This is a genomic window from Sinobaca sp. H24, from assembly GCF_023845525.1.
Map to the genome: position 1 here is coordinate 102,866 of NZ_JALBWT010000014.1, position 18,445 is coordinate 121,310.

The 18,445-nt window shown below is 45.5% G+C and carries 18 protein-coding genes and 3 pseudogenes; 5 read left to right on the plus strand and 16 right to left on the minus strand.

Going from position 1 to position 18,445, the window contains the following annotated elements; genetic code table 11:
- Window positions 1–12 precede the first annotated feature (12 nt).
- Window positions 13–270: a GNAT family N-acetyltransferase gene (locus MMY81_RS18180; RefSeq protein WP_252313967.1), complete on the plus strand. Its 258-nt coding sequence runs from the start codon at window positions 13–15 to the stop codon at window positions 268–270.
- On the plus strand, window positions 267–596 hold the full coding sequence (locus tag MMY81_RS18185; RefSeq protein WP_252313968.1) for a GNAT family N-acetyltransferase: 330 nt from the start codon (window positions 267–269) through the stop codon (window positions 594–596). The genes MMY81_RS18180 and MMY81_RS18185 overlap by 4 nt, the downstream gene beginning before the upstream one ends.
- 38 nt (window positions 597–634) lie before the next feature.
- Here MMY81_RS18185 and MMY81_RS18190 read toward each other — a convergent pair whose 3' ends face one another.
- Together MMY81_RS18190 and MMY81_RS18195 are read right to left on the minus strand one after the other, a co-directional pair.
- Window positions 635–1,528 carry a diacylglycerol kinase gene (locus tag MMY81_RS18190; protein WP_252313969.1) on the minus strand — a complete coding sequence of 298 codons (894 nt, stop codon included), beginning with the start codon at window positions 1,526–1,528 and terminating at the stop codon, window positions 635–637.
- A 61-nt stretch (window positions 1,529–1,589) separates the two neighbouring features.
- Complete coding sequence (locus tag MMY81_RS18195) at window positions 1,590–2,492, minus strand: helix-turn-helix domain-containing protein (RefSeq protein ID WP_252313970.1); 903 nt, start codon at window positions 2,490–2,492, stop codon at window positions 1,590–1,592.
- A 390-nt stretch (window positions 2,493–2,882) separates the two neighbouring features.
- On the opposite strand from MMY81_RS18195, the gene MMY81_RS18200 reads away from it, so the two are divergent.
- Complete coding sequence (locus MMY81_RS18200; protein ID WP_252313971.1) at window positions 2,883–3,179, plus strand: hypothetical protein; 297 nt, start codon at window positions 2,883–2,885, stop codon at window positions 3,177–3,179.
- 46 nt (window positions 3,180–3,225) lie between these two features.
- Here the strand turns inward: MMY81_RS18200 and gatB are convergent.
- The 7 genes and pseudogenes from gatB to pcrB all read right to left on the minus strand — a co-directional run bounded on the left by gatB (window position 3,226) and on the right by pcrB (window position 12,756).
- Window positions 3,226–4,654: pseudogene (gene gatB, locus MMY81_RS18205) on the minus strand (Asp-tRNA(Asn)/Glu-tRNA(Gln) amidotransferase subunit GatB).
- A gap of 13 nt (window positions 4,655–4,667) precedes the next feature.
- Window positions 4,668–6,125: an Asp-tRNA(Asn)/Glu-tRNA(Gln) amidotransferase subunit GatA gene (gene gatA, locus MMY81_RS18210; protein ID WP_252313972.1), complete on the minus strand. Its 1,458-nt coding sequence runs from the start codon at window positions 6,123–6,125 to the stop codon at window positions 4,668–4,670.
- 12 nt (window positions 6,126–6,137) lie between these two features.
- Window positions 6,138–6,428 (minus strand): Asp-tRNA(Asn)/Glu-tRNA(Gln) amidotransferase subunit GatC, encoded by a 291-nt coding sequence (gene gatC, locus MMY81_RS18215; protein ID WP_252313973.1) that lies wholly within the window; start codon window positions 6,426–6,428, stop codon window positions 6,138–6,140.
- A gap of 110 nt (window positions 6,429–6,538) precedes the next feature.
- Window positions 6,539–7,726, minus strand: a complete 1,188-nt coding sequence (locus tag MMY81_RS18220; RefSeq protein WP_252313974.1) for a CamS family sex pheromone protein — start codon at window positions 7,724–7,726, stop codon at window positions 6,539–6,541.
- A 36-nt stretch (window positions 7,727–7,762) separates the two neighbouring features.
- Window positions 7,763–9,761, minus strand: a pseudogene (ligA, locus tag MMY81_RS18225) (NAD-dependent DNA ligase LigA).
- Window positions 9,762–9,781: 20 nt separating this feature from the next.
- Window positions 9,782–11,993, minus strand: a pseudogene (gene pcrA, locus MMY81_RS18230) (DNA helicase PcrA).
- 76 nt (window positions 11,994–12,069) lie between these two features.
- Window positions 12,070–12,756, minus strand: coding sequence for a heptaprenylglyceryl phosphate synthase (pcrB, locus tag MMY81_RS18235; RefSeq protein ID WP_252313975.1), 687 nt, complete (start codon window positions 12,754–12,756; stop codon window positions 12,070–12,072).
- 252 nt (window positions 12,757–13,008) lie between these two features.
- Between pcrB and MMY81_RS18240 the strand changes: the two genes are divergently transcribed.
- On the plus strand, window positions 13,009–13,650 hold the full coding sequence (locus MMY81_RS18240; RefSeq protein ID WP_252313976.1) for an ABC transporter ATP-binding protein: 642 nt from the start codon (window positions 13,009–13,011) through the stop codon (window positions 13,648–13,650).
- On the plus strand, window positions 13,643–14,422 hold the full coding sequence (locus MMY81_RS18245; RefSeq protein ID WP_252313977.1) for an ABC transporter permease: 780 nt from the start codon (window positions 13,643–13,645) through the stop codon (window positions 14,420–14,422). The genes MMY81_RS18240 and MMY81_RS18245 overlap by 8 nt, the downstream gene beginning before the upstream one ends.
- A gap of 30 nt (window positions 14,423–14,452) precedes the next feature.
- On the opposite strand, the gene MMY81_RS18250 is transcribed toward MMY81_RS18245, so the two are convergent.
- From MMY81_RS18250 to MMY81_RS34250, 7 genes are all read right to left on the minus strand, one after another.
- Window positions 14,453–15,784, minus strand: coding sequence for a TrkH family potassium uptake protein (locus tag MMY81_RS18250; protein WP_252313978.1), 1,332 nt, complete (start codon window positions 15,782–15,784; stop codon window positions 14,453–14,455).
- 102 nt (window positions 15,785–15,886) lie between these two features.
- The gene (locus MMY81_RS18255) at window positions 15,887–16,684 is read right to left on the minus strand and encodes an urease accessory protein UreD (protein WP_252313979.1); all 798 of its coding nucleotides are present in this window, start codon (window positions 16,682–16,684) and stop codon (window positions 15,887–15,889) included.
- Window positions 16,674–17,312, minus strand: coding sequence for an urease accessory protein UreG (gene ureG, locus MMY81_RS18260; RefSeq protein ID WP_252313980.1), 639 nt, complete (start codon window positions 17,310–17,312; stop codon window positions 16,674–16,676). Before ureG ends, MMY81_RS18255 begins: the two co-directional genes overlap by 11 nt.
- Before the next feature lie 18 nt (window positions 17,313–17,330).
- Complete coding sequence (locus tag MMY81_RS36325; RefSeq protein WP_252313981.1) at window positions 17,331–17,720, minus strand: urease accessory protein UreF; 390 nt, start codon at window positions 17,718–17,720, stop codon at window positions 17,331–17,333.
- On the minus strand, window positions 17,684–18,004 hold the full coding sequence (locus MMY81_RS36330; protein ID WP_252313982.1) for an urease accessory UreF family protein: 321 nt from the start codon (window positions 18,002–18,004) through the stop codon (window positions 17,684–17,686). The genes MMY81_RS36325 and MMY81_RS36330 overlap by 37 nt, the downstream gene beginning before the upstream one ends.
- Window positions 17,994–18,188: an urease accessory protein UreE gene (locus MMY81_RS34245; RefSeq protein ID WP_308215383.1), complete on the minus strand. Its 195-nt coding sequence runs from the start codon at window positions 18,186–18,188 to the stop codon at window positions 17,994–17,996. Before MMY81_RS34245 ends, MMY81_RS36330 begins: the two co-directional genes overlap by 11 nt.
- A gap of 29 nt (window positions 18,189–18,217) precedes the next feature.
- A complete protein-coding gene (locus MMY81_RS34250; RefSeq protein WP_308215384.1) occupies window positions 18,218–18,439 on the minus strand; it encodes an urease accessory protein UreE in 222 nt (73 codons plus the stop codon).
- Window positions 18,440–18,445 lie beyond the last annotated feature (6 nt).

An 18,445-nucleotide genomic window follows, 5' to 3' on the forward strand; every position in this document is an offset into this window, starting at 1 on the left:
GAGGTATCCCCTATGCTCCGCCGAACGCCGTCACTTTTCAAACCCTTTCCAATATTAGAGACCGAGCGCCTTATTCTAAGACGTCTGCAGCAGACGGACCTTCGGGATGTATTTGAATATGCGTCCAATGAAAATATCAGCCGCCAGGTTTTGTGGGATGCCCATGAATCTGTCAGAGAATCGCAGCGCTTTCTGGATTATGCCTTTGAGCGGTACCGCCGGGGAGAAATGGCTCCTTTTGCAATTGAGTATAGAGGCGATAAAAAATGATCGGTACCATTGACTTTGCCTGGTGGGAACGCGGGAATGGCACGGTCGAAATTGGATTCGCCATTGCCGAGCAATACTGGGGCCGGGGCCTTATTTATGAAGCGGCTTGTGCCTTGAATCAATTTGCTTTCGAACGAATGGGTGTCACTCGCATCGAAGCCAGATGCTTCGCCGAAAATACCCAGTCAATCCGTGTACTAGAAAAAATGGGAATGACGTATGAAGGTACGCTGCGGCAGCGGCTGTTGGTGAAAGGGGAACGACGGAACGTTCACATTTACAGCATTCTTTATCAGGAATGGAAGCAGCAGAACCTCTTTCCATAAAAAAAGGGAACTCTTCGAAAGAGTCCCTTTTTTTTCATTTATTTAATTTTTGGGCTGAACATCTCAATATGATGATGCAGGTTAAAGAATTCACATGGCAGTTCGCCCCCGTGCTCACCGTCCAGATTAAGCTGCATGTCGCCTTCCACTTCAATCTTTACGCGGCTGGCTTTTACATACATCACCCGTTCATGATTCAAATGTTCCGCGTTTAATGCCTGCGTGCCTATTTTCATTAATTCAGCCAGATTGGTTTTTTTTATGAGAATGACGTCAAATTTCCCGTCATTGTATTTAGCTTCCGGAAGCAGCTTTTCAAAGCCGCCTACTGAATTAGTATTTGCTACGAGAAACAGCATAATTTCTCCTTCAAACACCTCATCATCGTACTCTACTCTTACCTTCTGCGGATGCAGATCGCGAAGCTTTTCGAACCCTTTTAAATAGTAAGCCAACTGGCCCATCATCGTTTTTAGACGGCTTGGCGTATCATATGTTAATTCCGTCAGCTTTCCTCCGGCAGCAATATTAATAAAGTACTTGTCCCCTACTTTTCCGATATCAACCGGCTGGCTGTAGTCTCCGCAGAGCACATCGCACACGCCCTCTATACCGACATCACTGATGCCAAGAGCCCGTGCCATATCGTTTGTCGTGCCGGAAGGAATAAGCCCAAGCTTTGGCCGGTACTCTAAATCCGCAATCCCATTTACGACTTCAAAAATTGTCCCATCCCCGCCGGCCGCGATAATTACGTCAAAGCCGTCCAGTGCCGCCCGCCTCGCTTCTGACTTGGCGCATCCTTCCGCTTTTGTCATATGCGCGGACGTTTCGTATCCATTTTGTTCCATGCGGTCCAATATATAAGGCAGGTCTTTTTTCATCTGTTCTCTGCCGGACGTAGGATTATATATTATTCTTGCTCTTCTCATGGCAATCTCCTCATTGTCTGGTTTACTATCTTTACCCTAGGTGACGGTGTTTTGAAACAGTCTACATGTTAAAGTGTAGTTTATTAATTGCGGCTCTTTGGAAATTTAAATAATTATATTCAACAAACTCATAAAATGCCTGTTGCTGCTTAATTTTAAATACATTCATGGACTGACGCATTTCTATCAATGCAGATTTCACCTTATTACTGTAGTAGTATGATAAACCTTGCTGGTAATAAAGTTCTCCCAATAGAAATAATGAATTAATTTTTAAACAAACAGCAATACCTTTGTTTGACATAATAATCGAATGACTGTAATTTCGCATTTTAAAACTAGTTAAGCTCGAATTATAGTATACTTTTATAAGTTGAATGTTTGTATCGATTTTTGGAAACTTCTCACACATCTTATGTGCTTTTTCATAATACAATTTAGATTCCTCGTAATTTTTTAATTCTGAATTCATGATACCTAATGTAATATGGAGCTCTATATCTGTTACAGTAATCGTTTTTCTAGAATTTGTTTCAATATCCATTGCTACATGAATTAGTTCAAGAGCCTCTTCTTTTTCATCAGTTAAATGAAAATGACAGATAGCACGTTTCCATAATAAAAACTTCTTATGAGCAGGTTTTCGAAATAATGGATTTTTTAGTTCATGCTTTACAATTTCTAAAGCTTCATTATATTTAGTTAAGCTCACTAATTCTTCAATATTTTTCTTGGTTTCCTCAATATAATTGAAACGAGGTGCTTCATTCTCATTCAAAAAATATGTAATATCTACTCCTAATCTTATCGCAAGCTTATTTAATATATCAACAGTTGGTATAGTTTGGCCTAATTCTATTTTAGATACATTTCTTTGAGAACAAATATTTTCTGACAACTCCGTTTGAGTAATGTTATAGTACTCTCTCAAATCTTTTAATTTTGAACCTATATTATCGCTCATCTTTTTTCTCCTTTTATAGAACTATAATTCTATTAAAACACAAAAACGTTAGAATAAGCTATTTATTATGTTAATTATTCGACGAGATCGCTTGTAACCATAAATGCACCATTTTACAAATTATGAGAGGATATTATTAGTAAGATTTAACTTTTGTTTAGGGAGGATTAATGGATGAAATCACTAAAAACAGTAAGCACTCTTGCTTTATTTGCTGCTATTTTTGCAACAAGTGGTGACTTTTCAGCGCTTGTAACTTTACCCCATATCCATTAAGTTATATCTCTCTTAATTTGTTTTCATACCACCAAGTTTTTTTACCCCCCTTTTTAATCCCCTGTGCTGCAGGGGATTCTTTTTTTCATGATACCTGGCAAGGAGAGTGGTTGGATGGTTTTGGATAGAGACAGCTTTATGGCTTTGTTTTTTATGAAGGAACAGGCGGCGCGGGATAAAGAGACAAAACGAGCTCTGCTTGATTTTGTTTTCTATGAAACGCCGAAGTACGGTCCGGACATGCCTTTTATTGAATTGATGGCTTATGTCTGGCTCAAAGATGACCAAATGGTACGGGAGCTTGCCGAAGAAGAGCCTGCGTTAGCTGGCTTTGTAGATATCTTTGATCAGAGCGACGAGGCCGACTTTGCTTTCATGACCGATCGGGTCAAACAGGCCATTTTCTCCTAATACACAAAAAAAGAAGCAGCCGCCGCAGCGGTTGCTTCTTTTTATATCAGCGGGCTTCCATGCCCTCTTTAATTAATTTGTTTACGAGCTGCGGATTCGCTTTTCCTTTTGTTTCCTTCATCGTTTGGCCGACGAGGAAACCAAGGGCTTTATCCTTCCCGTTTTTGAAGTCTTCAATCGACTGCGGATTGTTATCTAAAATCGTATCTACTATCGATTTCAGCTCGCCTTCATCTGAAATCTGAAGGAGGCCTTTGTCTTTTACGATCTGTTCCGGATCGCCGCCGTTTTCCATTAGTTCAGCAAATACCGTTTTGGCAATCTTGCTCGAAATGGTGCCTTCTTCAATCAGTTTAATCAACGTACCCAGCGCTTTAGGTGTCATCTTAATATCCTGAAGCTCCATGTTGTTTGCGTTCAGGTATGCATTTACTTCTCCCATAAGCCAGTTTGATGTCTGTTTGGCATTCACACCCTGATCTACGGCTTCCTGGAAAAAATCCGACATTTCCTTAGACTGTGTAATTACTCCTGCATCATAAGCCGGCAGGTCATATTCTTCAATATAGCGGATTTTTCTCGCATCCGGCAGCTCTGGAATCTGGCTTTGATTTTATCAATCCAGTCCTGATCAATCAATAACGTTACCAGGTCAGGCTCCGGGAAGTACCGGTAATCATCGGATCCTTCTTTAATACGCATCAGGATCGTTTCTTTTTTGCTGTCGTCCCATCTTCTCGTTTCCTGAAGAATTTCTCCTCCGGACAGCAGCTCCTGTTCCTGACGGATTTCTTCAAACGCAAGACCTTTCTGCACGTTTAAAGGAATTGAGGTTTTTCAGCTCAGCTTTTGTACCGAATTCCTCCTGGCCTGCAGGACGAAGAGATACGTTGGCATCACAGCGAAGAGACCCTTCTTCCATTTTGCAGTCGGACTTCCGTGTACTGCAGAATAGCTTTCAGTTTTTCCAGATAGGCATAGGCCTCTTCCGGCGTGCGGATGTCCGGCTCTGATACGATTTCAATCAAAGGCGTTCCGACACGGTTAAAGTCTACGAGGGAATGCTCGCCGAAATCATCGTGCGTCAGCTTTCCTGCATCTTCCTCCAGGTGAATCCGGGTAATTCCGATTCTTTTTTTATAGCCTTCTACTTCAATTTCAATCCAGCCGTGTTCGCCGATAGGCTTATCGAACTGAGAAATCTGGTAGGCTTTTGGATTATCCGGATAAAAGTAGTTTTTGCGGTCAAACTTTGTTTCTTCTGCAATTACGCAGTTCAAGGCAATTGCCGCTTTCATGGCATATTCCACTGCACGCTCGTTCAGGACCGGCAGAACACCCGGGTGCCCCAGACAAACCGGACATGTCTGTGTGTTCGGTGGTGCCCCGAATTCGGTTGAACAATTACAAAAGATTTTTGTATTCGTTTTTAGCTCTGAATGGACTTCAAGTCCAATAACCGTTTCAAATTTCACAATAGTTCCCCCCTTACAATTCCGCTTTCGCTTTATGGTGTTCCGTTGCCTGTTCATAAGAATGGGCTACTTGATAGATCGTTTTTTCATCGAATGGGCTTGCGATAATCTGCAGTCCTACCGGCATGTTTTCAGAAAATCCGCACGGCACGGAAATAGCAGGCACACCCGCCAGGTTTACTGGAATAGTTAAGATATCGTTGGCATACATCGTAAGCGGGTCATTAATCTGCTCGCCGACTTTAAACGCAACGGTTGGCGCTGTCGGGCCGATAATTACATCATATTTAGAAAGAACATCATCAAAGTCATTTTTAATTAAATGACGTACCTTCTGCGCTTTTTTATAGTAGGCCTCGTAATAGCCGGAGCTCAGGGCGAATGTTCCAAGCATGATACGGCGCTTGACCTCATCCCCAAATCCTTTGCTTCTCGTTTCCTTATACATTTCAATCAAGTTCTTGCTGGAATCGTGGCGAACACCAAAACGAACGCCGTCAAAGCGGGAAAGGTTCGCTGATGCTTCCGAAGAAGCAAGCAGATAGTAAGCAGCTACTGCATATTTGGAATGGGGAAGAGATACTTCCTCCCACGTAGCGCCCTGGCTTTCCAGTACTTTTAGTGCATCAAGCACCTTTTCTTTAATTTCAGGCTGCACGCCTTCGCCAATATATTCTTTCGGCACAGCGATTTTCAATCCTTTGACACCCTTTTCAATATCCGCGCTGAAGTCCGGCAGTTCTACTTCTGCAGACGTTGAATCTCTTTTGCAGTGTCCGGCTATTTGCTGAAGCACTCTGGCGTTATCTTCTACCGTCCGGGTCAACGGACCTACCTGATCCAGCGAGGAAGCAAAAGCTACAAGGCCAAAACGGGATACACGGCCGTACGTAGGCTTCATGCCTACTACGCCGCAGTAGGAAGCCGGCTCGCGGATGGAGCCGCCTGTATCAGAGCCAAGAGAAAACATTACTTCTCCTGCAGCAACCGATGCTGCAGAGCCGCCGCTTGATCCGCCCGGTACACGGTCAAGATCCCACGGATTGCGTGTAACTTTATAGCTGGAGTTCTCATTGGAGGATCCCATCGCAAATTCATCCATGTTCAGCTTGCCGATATTAACAGACGATGCTTTCTGCAGTCCTTCTACCACTGTTGCATCGTATACAGGGATAAAGTTATCAAGCAGCTGGCTTGCGCAGGTCGTACGAAGGTTTTTTGTAACAATATTATCTTTAATACCGCCCGGCAGGCCAAACAGCATACCGTCTGCCCCATCTGTTCCGATAGCTTCATCCAGTGTTTTCGCGTGTGCCCGGGCCTGTTCTTCATTTAATGTAAGAAAAGCCTTTACCTTATCATCCACTGCATTGATACGTTTATAGGAAGCATCGACAAGCTCAGATACTTTCACTTCTTTATTTTCAAGCTTCTTATGTACGCTCGAAAAACTTTCTTCTAAAATAGACATGGTCTTCCCCCTTTACTCTAAAACTGACGGTACTTTCACCTGACCGTTTTCCTGATCCGGCGCATTTCTTAATGCTTCTTCTCTATCTAAAGAAGGTGCTGTTTTATCTTCACGCAGTACGTTATGAATATCGAGTACATGCGATGTCGGCGAAATATGATCTGTATCTACTTCATTGAGCTGCTCGGCAAACTCAATAATTTTATCAAGCTGCTCGGTAAACCGTTCTGCTTCTTCTTCAGAAACCGACAGACGGGCTAAATGAGCCACATGTGTTACCTGTTCTTTTGTAATTTTATCCATTTTGTTGTCACCTCCGGCTTCTTATGCTTGCACAATACTCTGATGATACCAAATTAGATGTTACACAGCAACGCTGAGGCAGGCGGCTTCCTTAAACAGAGAACCTGCTTTTAATAAATATGGGTGTAAGGATCTTCCCCGGATTCTCTCACAATTAACGCTTCCTGCCCCTGCGTGGAATTAATTTCAATCTCAATTTCCATTTCAGAAGGAAAGCGTGCTTCCATGCGGTCTACTACAAACTGGGTAAACGCAATAACTTCTGTTTTGCTGTAAAAACGGATAGGAATTTCAATACTAAGTTCTCTCATTTCCCCATTTTGATAATAGCCTTCTCCTACAACTCCTGTAAAGTTCTCAAAGAAATTATTAATATCCGTCTGGAAGGAATCGAATGCTTCCGCGTCAGAGCGCTGGGCATCTGTTGCTGTACTGGAAGGGAATAAATAATGATTCTCGTCAACCTCGTTCCAGCCGCCTACATCATTGCCGGGCTGTGCTATACCCGTTGCAATAAATTCGCCCGGTACCGATGCATCCCTTGGAGCTTCACGGAAAACCGAAAACATAATTGGGACATCTTCAAGCACTCCATCTCCGCGCTCTTCGCTGCGAAGCCGTTCGGTGATCTCCTGGGCAATTCGTTCAGCGTCCTCCATGCTTGTTTCCTGATCGATCGTTTCCTCCAGCCACGGGCCATAGGAACCATCATCCAATTCTTCCCGGAAATAATAGGTGCTGTTCATGGAAAGGCCGATCATCACACCGCCTGGTTCGTAGTCCCCGCCGTCTTCCACCATGTAGTTGTGCTCGATAAGGTTTGAAAGCGTTCTTGGAGAAGAGCTTTCTCTTGCTTCAAAATCATCTCCGTCTCCAAGAGCCGGATTCAGGCCGTCCGGGTTTCCTTCTTCGTCCTCTGACGCATCTTCCTGGCGGCTCAGCCAGCTGTTTAATTCATCTCTCGTAATATAGCGGCCTTCCCGGAAAAAGTAATCATCCTGACTGAATTCATCTACAGCAATTTCCTGCATACCAGTTTCCAAACGTTCCAGATCCAGTCGATTGTACGTCATTTCTGTGCTGAATCCGCGGGACTGGCCGTGTACATACTGCCCGTCTTCGAGGATGCTGCGGTAATATTCATCCAGGCCTGGAATATCCGGGCTGACTTCTACTGTCGTTTCCTCTTCCTCCTGGTTTTCCTCCGGGCTTTCTTCTTCATCTGAAGACATTCCCGGAAGGCATCCGGAGAGCAGCAATACAGCAGATATTCCAACCAAGCCTGTTTTTCTCCACATATCTTTCATCTCCCTATTTGAATCGGCCGTGCTTGATTAAACAGCATCCGTTTCCTTTTTAAAACGTGCTTCGTTCCACACTTCGACAGAGAGCTCTTCTGCTTTCGCCAGCTTGGAACCTGCGTCTTCCCGGCAACCAGAATATCTGTTTTCCGGCTTACACTGCCCGTCACGCTTCCACCAAGCTTCTCAACGATTTCCTGCGCTTCCTTGCGTGAATAATCTTCCATTTTCCCAGTAAGGACAACCGTTTTATCTTTCAGCGGAGATTCTTTCACCACTGCCTGTTTTTTCGGTCCTTTGTAGTCCATGTTGACGCCAAGGCGCTTTAATTCGGATAAAAGCTCTGCCGCTTCCTCGTTGTCGAAAAAATTAACGACGGAATCCGCCATTTTTTCACCGATCTCATAGATGGCCAGCAGCTCTTCTTTTGTCGCATTCATTAGATTGTCCATCGACTCAAATTCCGCAGACAGCGTTCTGGCGGCTTTGGCTCCTACTAGAGAAATACCAAGACCGAACAAGAGCTTTTCCATGGAATTGCTTTTTGAAGCTTCAATGGCTTCCAATAAGTTCTGTACAGATTTTTCGCCCATCCGTTCCAATTCCAGCAGCTTTTCTTTTTCCAGCTTATATAAATCGGCAATCCCGTGAATGAGCTCATGCTGAAACAGCTGAAGCACCACTTTCTCTCCAAGGCCGTCAATATTCATCGCTCCTCTGGAAACAAAATGAATAATGGCTTCTTTCAGCTGGGCCGGACACTGCGGATTAATGCAGCGCCTGGCTACTTCGCCTTCCAGGCGGACAAGCTCGCTTTCACATGCCGGACAGTGGATCGGCATGACGAAATCTTTTTCTTCACCGGTTCGAAGCTCTGTGAGAACCTTTACGACTTTTGGAATAATATCGCCGGCTTTTTTGATAACCACTTTGTCTCCCAGTTTAACATCCATTTCCTGAATCAGATCCTCGTTATGAAGCGAGGCCCGTTTCACAGTTGTCCCTGCCACCTGAACCGGTTCAAGTACAGCAGTTGGTGTCACAACGCCTGTACGGCCCACAGAAAGAATAATATCTTCAAGTGTTGTGACCTTTTCTTCCGCCGGAAATTTATAAGCCGTCGCCCAGCGCGGGCTTTTCGCTGTGAAGCCCAGCTTCTGCTGTTGTGACAGCGAATTCACCTTAATAACGATACCGTCGGTTTCATAGGAAAGGCCTGTCCGGGTATCCGCCCATTCCTCTACGTAGGCAATGACTTCATCAATTGTCCGGCAGTGCCGGCTCTCCGGATTCGTTTTGAACCCCAGCTCTTTCATGTACTGCAGGGATTCCAGATGAGAAGGAAGGCCGCGGCCTTTATCATCGGCAATCGCATACAGAAAAATGTCCAGGTTTCGGTTTGCTGCGATTTTAGGATCGAGCTGCCGGAGGGAGCCTGCAGCAGCGTTTCTTGGATTAGCGAAAGGTTCTTCCCCATTTTGTTCTTTTTCTTCATTTAATCGTTCAAATGATTTTTTCGGCATGAATACTTCGCCGCGCACTTCAATATTTACTTGGTTGTCCAGGCGGAGCGGAATCGATCCGACGGTACGAAGGTTATTGGTTATATCTTCCCCTGTCGTGCCGTCACCTCTCGTAGCCCCGCGGACAAACCGTCCCTCTTCATATGTTAAAGACACAGCAAGGCCGTCGATCTTCAGCTCGCAGATGTATTCGGCCGGTTCATCCAGATTCTGCTGGACACGGCGGTCAAAATCGCGGAGATCCTGTTCATTAAATGCATTTCCCAGGCTCATCATCGGTATCTCATGCTGGACCTTCTTAAATGAATCCAACGGAAGCCCGCCGACTGTTGCGAATCCTCTGTCTGCAGCTCCGGAAAGGCTTCTTCTATATCAACCAGCTCTTTTAATTTCTCATCGTATTCTGAGTCGGGCACGATGGGATCGTCGAGCACATAATAATGATGCCCGTATTTCTCGAGCAGCCCGCGCAGCTCAACTGCTTTTTTTTCTGCTTGTGCCTGCTGCATCTTTTTCTTCCTTTCTTTGCCTATTCTTTCGTAATTGGAGCAAATCGGGCCAGAAGCCGTTTGATACCGTCTTTAGGAAAAGCAATATCGAGCTCCATATCTTCGGCGTCCCCTTTGACGCTGACCACAGTGCCGGTTCCCCATTTTTTGTGGGAGGCTTTGTCGCCTACTTTCCAGCCAAGCTTTGATCCGCCGGTTTCTTCTTGAACCGTATGCTTTCTGTCCGCTACGGCTGCCTGACGGCGGCGCTCATATGGTGACAGCTTCTGCTGGAAGGAAGGAGTCAACGGTTTTTCTTCTTCCATCCCTTCAAGCAGTTCTTTCGGCAGCTCGCCGATAAACCGCGATACAGGATTGGCCTGGGTTTTACCATACAGCTGTCTCATTCTCGCATGGGTAATAACCAGCTCCTGCTCGGCTCTTGTAATACCGACGTAAGCAAGACGGCGTTCCTCCTCCATCTCCTCTGCTTCAAACAAAGAACGGCTGTGTGGAAATATTCCTTCTTCCATTCCCGTAATAAAAACGGTTGGGAATTCCAGTCCTTTTGCAGAATGGAGCGTCATCATCACAACGGCACCTTTTTCTTTTTCCTCTTCGTCCGGCGCATTAATGTCGGATACGAGTGCCAGATCAGTTAGAAATCCGATGAGCGATTTATCTTCTGCATTTTTTTCAAAGTCTTTAGTCACGGATAAAAACTCATCAATGTTTTCCATGCGGCTCTGTGCTTCAATCGTCTGTTCTTCTTTCAGCGCCTGACGATACCCTGTCTTTTCAAGGATCTCCTCTACCAGTTCTGTTACAGAAAGATATTCCTGCATTTCTATCCACCCTGCCATCTGCCGGGAGAAATCAATTAATTTTTTAGATGCTCTGGCACCGAGGCCGATCTGATCGGCGTCCTGAATCGCATCAAACATCGTAATATCATTACCTGCAGCAAAATGAGCTACTTTATCAATCGTAGTTGCACCAATGCCCCGTTTAGGAACGTTAACGATCCGCCCAAGGCTGATATCGTCATTTGGATTTGCGATCGTACGCAGATACGCCAGCACGTCTTTAATTTCTTTTCTATCATAGAACTTCGTACCGCCGATCATGTTGTAAGCAATGTTGGACTTTACAAACATTTCCTCAATCATCCGCGACTGGGCGTTTGTACGGTATAAAATAGCGATATCCGAATAATTCCGGCGTCCACTGCTTACTTCGTCTCTTATTTTTCTATCACATACGCTGCCTCACGCTCATCCGATGCCTGATAGTAACGGATATTTAAGCCGTCGTCATTATCCGTCCAGAGATTTTTCGGCTTTCTTCCTGCATTATTGGTAATTACCGCATTAGCGGCCTGCAGAATCTTCTTTGTCGAACGGTAATTCTGCTCCAGCAGAATCGTCTTTGCTTCTTCGTAGTCGGATTCAAACGAAAGAATGTTGGAGATATTCACTTATAAATGGACTGATCAGAATCCCCTACTACGCAGATATTATGATGCTTCTCAGCAAGCATCTGCACGATCGTATACTGCGCTTTGTTTGTATCCTGGTACTCATCCACATGAATGTATTTAAATTTGCGCTGATAAAATTCCAGCACTTCCGGCACCTGGCGGAACAAACGGATCGTTGTCATGATCAGATCGTCAAAATCAAGCGCGTGGTTGCGGCGCAGGCGTTTTTGGTATTCGCTGTACACTTTTGCCGCTGTTTCTTCAAATGGTCCATACGCACGCTCTGTCAGCTTTTCCGGAGATTCAAGCACGTTCTTGCTTGAGGAAATAACGCTCAGCATACTGCGGGCATCGAACTTTTTGGAATCAATATTTTCATCCTTTAGAATCTGGCGGATGACAGAGAGCTGATCCGTGCCATCCAAAATGGAGAAGTTGCGGCTGTACCCGAGCCGGTCGATATCTCTGCGCAGAATTCGGACGCACATCGAGTGGAATGTAGACATCCAAATATCTTCCGCTACCGGCCCGACGAGTTTGCCGACCCGGTTTTTCATCTCCCGCGCTGCTTTATTTGTAAACGTAATCGCAAGAATAGCATAGGGCGGGATGCCCTTTTCCCGCATTAAGTATGCAATACGGTGGGTCAGGACTCTTGTTTTTCCACTTCCTGCTCCGGCCATTACAAGCAATGGACCATCCGTATAAAGAACAGCTTCTTTTTGTTCGGGATTCATGCCCGCGAGCATTTTTTCAATTATTTCTTTTTGCATGCCGATTCCTCCGTAATAATCAGGATAACTATTTGAAACGGTTATACCGTCTCTTTTACCTGCCCCTGGTATCGTTTTATTTTTTGACTGCTTTCACTGTGGAAAGAGCGGCTTTCATGTTCTCATAAATAATATTGCCTACGACAATCGTGTCTGCAAATGCGGCCATTTCTGCGGCGTCCTCTTTCGTCCGGATGCCTCCCCCATAGAAAAAACGGGCCTGGTCCAATGCGGAAGCGGTCTTCTTTACGGTTTCCACCGGTCCAAGTACTCCGCTGTACTCCAGATAAAAAACAGGAATCCGGAACAGCTTGTCTGCAAGCTGCGCATAAGCCAGAATGTCTTCTTCTTCCAGGCTGTTCTTCACACCGGTTCGTACGGCTGCTTTCGAATGAGGATTAGCGATACAGTACCCTTCCATAATCATCTCTTCCCATTGTATCAGAGGGCCAATTGCTTTGAGGGCTTCCTGATGAGCGCCGGTAATCCACTGTGGGTCTCCAGCATTCAATACGCTCGGAATGAGGTAGTAATCAAATCCCGGCGTCACCGCTTCAATCTCTGATATTTCCAGGGCGCACGCCACCGAATACCGGCGGATTCTAGCCAGCAGATCGAGCGTATTATCAAGCGTCACACCATCTGTTCCACCTACGATAACTGCATCCGTACCCGATTCACAGAGCTTTTCCAGATTCTCGTCCGATATTTCTTTAGCCGGATCTAACTTAAACACATGCTGCCATTCTGTATATAAAAGCATTTCTGCTCCTCCAAATTCACGCTTCAAAGTAATAAGTCTCAGCCATTAATTATACCAAAACCAAACGCATATTCCTAAGATAATTTCACCCGCTTCCGCTGAGAAAGCCTTATCATTTAGAGCATTTCTCCTTTTAGAGGCTTTTCCTGCCGGAAGCTCTGCGTGTGGTGCAGATTATTCGACACGTTTCTGTTCCTGCTTTATACTTTTTTCGTTCTATGTAAAAAAAGAAAAAACTGAAAGGAGCCGCTTATGTTTACATGTACTAATGTAGAGTATAAGGATATTCTGCGGATAGACCGCCTTACTATAAAGAGCGGTACTGTCACCTGTATTGTGGGAGAGAGCGGAAGCGGTAAATCAACATTCTTAATGCTGCTCAATCGTATGATTGAAGCGGACCGCGGGGAGATCTCCTATAAAGGCAACCTTCTATCTTCGCTTGATCCCATTGCGCACAGACGCGAGGTGGCAATGCTTCCCCAGAACCCGGTTTTATTTGGAGAAACCATCCGCGACAATGTTAACGCAGGCCGCCGGTTTTCCGGTAAAGCACCGGCTGACGATGAATACATCAAACAAATAATGAGGAATTTTTATTTATCAAAAGAGCTGGAAACCGAAGCGGAAACTCTTTCCGGAGGAGAAAAGCAGCGACTTGCCCTCGTCCGGGCCGCTGTGCTGGACAGCCCCGTCCTTCTGCTTGATGAGCCGACTTCCGCCCTCGATGACAACCTCGAGCACGAAGTGATGGACCGCTTTGTAACCTGGGCCAGAGAACAGCGGAAAACGATCGTCTTTGTTACCCATTCCCGTCCTATCGGTGAAGCATTTTCCGACACGTTAATCGACTTTAACCAGTATACACTGCAGGGAGGTGCGCTCGATGGATGACGGTATGATCAGTCTGACTATTTATCAGCTTCTGGCAGCCTACGTGTTTATTATTCTGCTGCTTGTGATCGTGCGCATTCGAAAAATACCGCGTGATAAAGAAATTCTTATTGCTACCCTGCGCATGACCATACAGCTTCTTATCGTAGGCTATGTGCTCATGTATTTATTTGAAAACCCGCACCCTCTTTTCACTATTGGTGTCGTGTTGTTCATGACGGCTTTTGCTATTCATAATGTTCATAAAAGAGTACGCGGCACATTAAATAAAGAGCTGAAAAAAGCAGTGGCAGTCTCTATTAGTGTAGGAACATTAACCAGTCTGATTTACTTTAATTTTATTGTGATCCAGTTTTCCCCCTGGTACGACCCGCGCTACACCATTCCCATTGCCGGGATGATTATCGGTAATTCCATGACCGGTGTAACCCTTGGGGTCCAGACGCTTCTTGATAATATGAAAAATCAGCGGAACCAGGTGGAAGCCGCGCTTATGCTAGGAGCTGATCCGAAAGAAGCAAGCCGGGAAATAGTGAATCAGTCATTTGATTCTTCCATTCTTCCGACGATTAATTCCATGGTCGGAATGGGTATCGTTTTCCTTCCCGGCATGATGACCGGCCAGATCTTAGCCGGCGCCGACCCGGTCACCGCCATTGAATACCAGATTGCGATCCTGCTCGGTATTACCGGAGCCGTAGCGCTCACTGTCATTATATTTGCCCGGATGGGCTATAAAGTATTTTTTACAGAAAACAGCCAGTTAAAATAGAAAAATCTCCCACTCTTGTGGGAGATTTTTCTATCCGGTATAAATATCCGCCCGCGGATAGCGGACGTTTGATTTTTCGGTTCGGGCAAGAGCAAAAACAATCGTAAGCGGCCCGATTCGGCCGAAGAACATCAGCAGCATCAGAATATACTTACCCGGCTCCGTCAGCTCATAGGTCAGCCCCATTGAAAGGCCGACGGTGCCAAACGCGGAGAACACTTCGAATACGATAACCAGGAACGGCGCCTGTTCTGTGAGAGTTAATAAAAACAAAGCAGCAAATACAAGCATCAGACTTGTTACCGTAATAATAAACGAACGGGCAATAACGGCCTGGGGAATCGAGCGCTTAAACAGGACCGGCTCCTCTTCCCCTTTAAAAAAAGTGATGACCGCCCAGATAATAACGATAAAGGTTGTTAATTTAATACCGGAGGCAGTGGAGGCACTCCCTCCTCCAACAAACATCAAGAAAGACATCAATAGGGCAGTTCCCGGTTCTATCTGTGTAATATCCACCGAATTAAATCCGGCCGTTCTCGGCGTCACCGCCTGAAAATAGGACGCCCATAGTTTATCGCCGAGCGATAAAGAAGCCATTGTTCCCGGATTATTTGACTCCAGCAGAAAAATAATAATCGCAGCGGACACATTTATAACCAGCGTGCCGACGATCATAATTTTGGAATGAACCTGCAGCGATTTAAACCGTTTATTTTCTATTACATCATACAGTACGGTAAATCCAATCCCTCCCGTAATAAACAGGCCGGTAATAATAACGTTGACGAGCGGATCCCCAACGTATTTGGTAAGTCCATCCGACCACAGAGAGAACCCGGCATTGTTAAATGCCGAGATGGAATGAAACAAGCTCGTAAATAAGCCATATCTCCAGCCGTATTCAGGCACCCAGTCAATCGCCAGAAGGGCTGCAGCCAGTGCTTCCATGCTGACTGAAAAAATAAACAGCACTTTCACCAGTTTAACAATACCGCCGATAGACGTTTGATTAAAGGACTGCTGGATGCGGAGCCTTTCCTTCAGCCCAATCTTTTTCCCAAGTAGAATAACAATCATCATCGCGACTGTTAACAGCCCGAGTCCGCCTATTTTTATTAAAATCATAATGACGATCTGGCCAAATATGGTATACACGGTTCCTGTATCCAGCACAATCAGACCAGTTACCGTCGTAGCGGAAACAGCTGTAAATAAAGCATCCGTAAAACGTACCGGTTCAACTGCGGATATCGGAAGCAGTAAAAGCAGCGTGCCAGCTGCTATAACTGTAAGAAAGCTTAACGCCAATATCTGCGGCGGCGTCATATTGATTTTACGACGATGCATATACGATGCCATAGGACAGCCTCTCTCTTTGTCTCGTGCTTTCTATTTGAAAGAATTGTCAATTGTATACATATTAAAGACCCATTTACTGTAAAAGTAAATGGGTCTTTATTATTATATAAAATAACCAGCTGCCTGCTGCCACAGCTTTTTCAGAGATATTAAATCTGAAGAAAGAATCCGCATATGAATAACATTATCCTCCGGCTTTGTTACAGCCGCCCGCGTGCCTTCCGGAATGGACAGATGAGATTGAAAAGCTTCGGCCTCTACCGCTTCAGCTACAGACCCTGCGGCCCAGAACGACGCATAGTAGTCGCTTCCATCTAATATGCCTATTTCGTGAGGATGGCGCACATCCGGCTCCAGCCGAAGGCGGTCCAGGCATTTAAGTTCCCCATCCAACCATAATGAAAAAGAAGTATCGAGCTTCTGATACTGCCAGGCTTCCCGGCGCTCCCGCCGTCCCGGGGTTAGTATTTCCCCCCAGATGATGGATGCTTCACCGTCCATTCGTACTGTCGTCCTACTCGTAAAAGAAGCATCTTTATATGGAATTAAAGTGTCCGGCTGCAATATGAGAACGCCTTTCTTCTCTATATCCACCACGAATTCCTGAAGTGTATCCCTGCTTTTCGTCTGCGGATATACTTTTACCGCTGACTGGGGAATCAGCGTCACCTCTGCCCCTTCTTCCAAATAAATGCGGTAGATATACGTATCACCCGAGACCATTCCGCCGGATGTTTCTACTAAGTAGGCCACCGCCCGCTCCTGGTTGTGCGGATAAAGCATCCGGCTTACTTTAAGCGGCGGAGACTGATAGGCATCCTTTAAAATTGTGCGTCCCGATTTACGTGAAAATCGAAGATCCAGCTCTCCTTGAAGAGCCAGGCTTGTTTCAGGCCCCACTTTTCACTTCAGCATCCAGCTTGACGTCTTCGAGCAGCAGCGAATGACGGATCCAGGAAATAACTCCATCCAGCCCTGATCCATCTTTTTGGTTTGCAAAGACGAATGGCCTTTTGCCTCTGGCATTGCGTGCGTCCTGTTCCATTATCTCAAGATCAACCCCTACATAAGGAGCCAGATCTTTTTTATTTATAACAAGAAAATCCGAACGCGCTACGCCAGGTCCTCCTTTACGGGGAATATCCTGGCCTTCCGCTACATCTGTTACATAAATAAAGCCATCTACAAGCTCTGGACTGAACGTTGCGGATAAATTATCGCCGCCGCTTTCAACGAAAATAATATCCAGACCGGGAAACGATTCATTCAATTCATCAATAGCCGCGAAATTCATCGAAGCATCCTCCCGAATAGCTGTATGCGGGCATCCGCCTGTCTCCACACCTAGGATGCGCTCTTCCGGGAGTACACCGTTTTTCGCCAGAAACTGGGCATCTTCTTTTGTGTAAATATCGTTCGTAATAACAGCTATATAGTAATCCTCATGCATTCTTCTTGTCAGTTGTTCAATTAAAGCTGTTTTGCCGGATCCCACAGGACCCGCCACTCCAATACGTACTGGACTCATTTCTGAACCTCTCCTTTATTATGAGCTGAATAAACGTACTTTAATATGTTCGTGTTCCATCGAAGCAAGCTCTATGCCAACCGCCTGGTTTCTGACATCTGCAATTGACAAGCCTTCTACTATTGCAGCAGCCCTTATGACAGAAGGAAGAAGCGCGGAAATCGTCCGCATTCCGCTTTTCTGCCCAAGAGGAACTGCCCGGACGGCATTGTGCACAAGAGATGTCGTTGTCGAGTACAAAAAGCCCGTTACGGCTTCCTTCGTTTTAATATTTGTCTGCAGCATATACAGAGCGTAAACGACACTGTAGTGCCGCTTCAGTTGATGAGCTTTCATCATTCTTTTGAGTTCATCGGCTGCTGCCTCTCCTTCTATGGATTCCACCGTCTGCAGAAACTGGCTGCCCATGCGCAGGCTTGCCTCTTTGTTTCTCTCGCAATTTTCACCGCATGGGCCACCGCTCCGGCATGAGCAAGGGTTTCTTCCGTACCGTTCATTATTTCCTGAACGATAATAGCATCACCGTATACAACATTTTCAAACAAATAAGATTCACAGAACGCAAGAAGTTCCTCGCCGTTTGTAATCCAGTCTGCCTGAATATAAGTTTCCATTCCAAAAGACTGCGTATACGATCCAATCGGAAACGCACTGTCATGAAGCTGCATCAGCTTCAGAAAATCAATGTGCATGCGCGTGCCCTTTATATTTGAACGGACGGTCGATCCGTCTCTGCTCCAGCTTATAGGCAACCCCTGTATCTTTAAAAATCGTTTCCAGCGTGCTGTCGTATCTTACCGTTATATGATCATCTTCTACAAGACAGGGCGTATGGCGGTTGCCCAGTTCAAAAGCAACCTTTCCCATTTCTGTCATCGAAGCCGGCGTAATGACATATACATCTTCTAAAGTCGTACGTACAGCAATCTGCAGGTTCTCGTCATACAGCAGGCCCCCGTTTCCAGATGCTCCCCCGGCTCCAGGGAAATAGAGATATCGCGTCCGGCCTCCGTATCTTTTCTTAAAATACGCTTGGCCAGTTCTTCCCATTCTACTTCCAGCCAGTCCACTTCTTTGGAGGAAGCGTCTTTATCGTCATATCGTCCAGCCATCTTTGTGATTTTCATAACAGG

Coding starts and splice junctions, on each gene's coding strand:
- MMY81_RS18180 (WP_252313967.1), top strand. CDS start 13: ATGCTCCGCCGAACGCCGTCACTTTTCAAACCCTTTCCAATATTAGAG.
- pcrB (WP_252313975.1), bottom strand. CDS start 12,756: ATGCTTTTATATACAGAATGGCAGCATGTGTTTAAGTTAGATCCGGCT.
- ureG (WP_252313980.1), bottom strand. CDS start 17,312: ATGAGTCCAGTACGTATTGGAGTGGCGGGTCCTGTGGGATCCGGCAAA.
- gatC (WP_252313973.1), bottom strand. CDS start 6,428: ATGGATAAAATTACAAAAGAACAGGTAACACATGTGGCTCATTTAGCC.
- MMY81_RS36325 (WP_252313981.1), bottom strand. CDS start 17,720: ATGGGCAGCCAGTTTCTGCAGACGGTGGAATCCATAGAAGGAGAGGCA.
- MMY81_RS18250 (WP_252313978.1), bottom strand. CDS start 15,784: ATGGCATCGTATATGCATCGTCGTAAAATCAATATGACGCCGCCGCAG.
- MMY81_RS18195 (WP_252313970.1), bottom strand. CDS start 2,492: ATGAGCGATAATATAGGTTCAAAATTAAAAGATTTGAGAGAGTACTAT.
- MMY81_RS18245 (WP_252313977.1), top strand. CDS start 13,643: ATGGATGACGGTATGATCAGTCTGACTATTTATCAGCTTCTGGCAGCC.
- MMY81_RS18190 (WP_252313969.1), bottom strand. CDS start 1,528: ATGAGAAGAGCAAGAATAATATATAATCCTACGTCCGGCAGAGAACAG.
- gatA (WP_252313972.1), bottom strand. CDS start 6,125: ATGTCTATTTTAGAAGAAAGTTTTTCGAGCGTACATAAGAAGCTTGAA.
- MMY81_RS34250 (WP_308215384.1), bottom strand. CDS start 18,439: ATGAAAATCACAAAGATGGCTGGACGATATGACGATAAAGACGCTTCC.
- MMY81_RS18200 (WP_252313971.1), top strand. CDS start 2,883: ATGGTTTTGGATAGAGACAGCTTTATGGCTTTGTTTTTTATGAAGGAA.
- MMY81_RS34245 (WP_308215383.1), bottom strand. CDS start 18,188: ATGACAGAAATGGGAAAGGTTGCTTTTGAACTGGGCAACCGCCATACG.
- MMY81_RS18220 (WP_252313974.1), bottom strand. CDS start 7,726: ATGTGGAGAAAAACAGGCTTGGTTGGAATATCTGCTGTATTGCTGCTC.
- MMY81_RS18240 (WP_252313976.1), top strand. CDS start 13,009: ATGTTTACATGTACTAATGTAGAGTATAAGGATATTCTGCGGATAGAC.
- MMY81_RS36330 (WP_252313982.1), bottom strand. CDS start 18,004: ATGCACATTGATTTTCTGAAGCTGATGCAGCTTCATGACAGTGCGTTT.
- MMY81_RS18185 (WP_252313968.1), top strand. CDS start 267: ATGATCGGTACCATTGACTTTGCCTGGTGGGAACGCGGGAATGGCACG.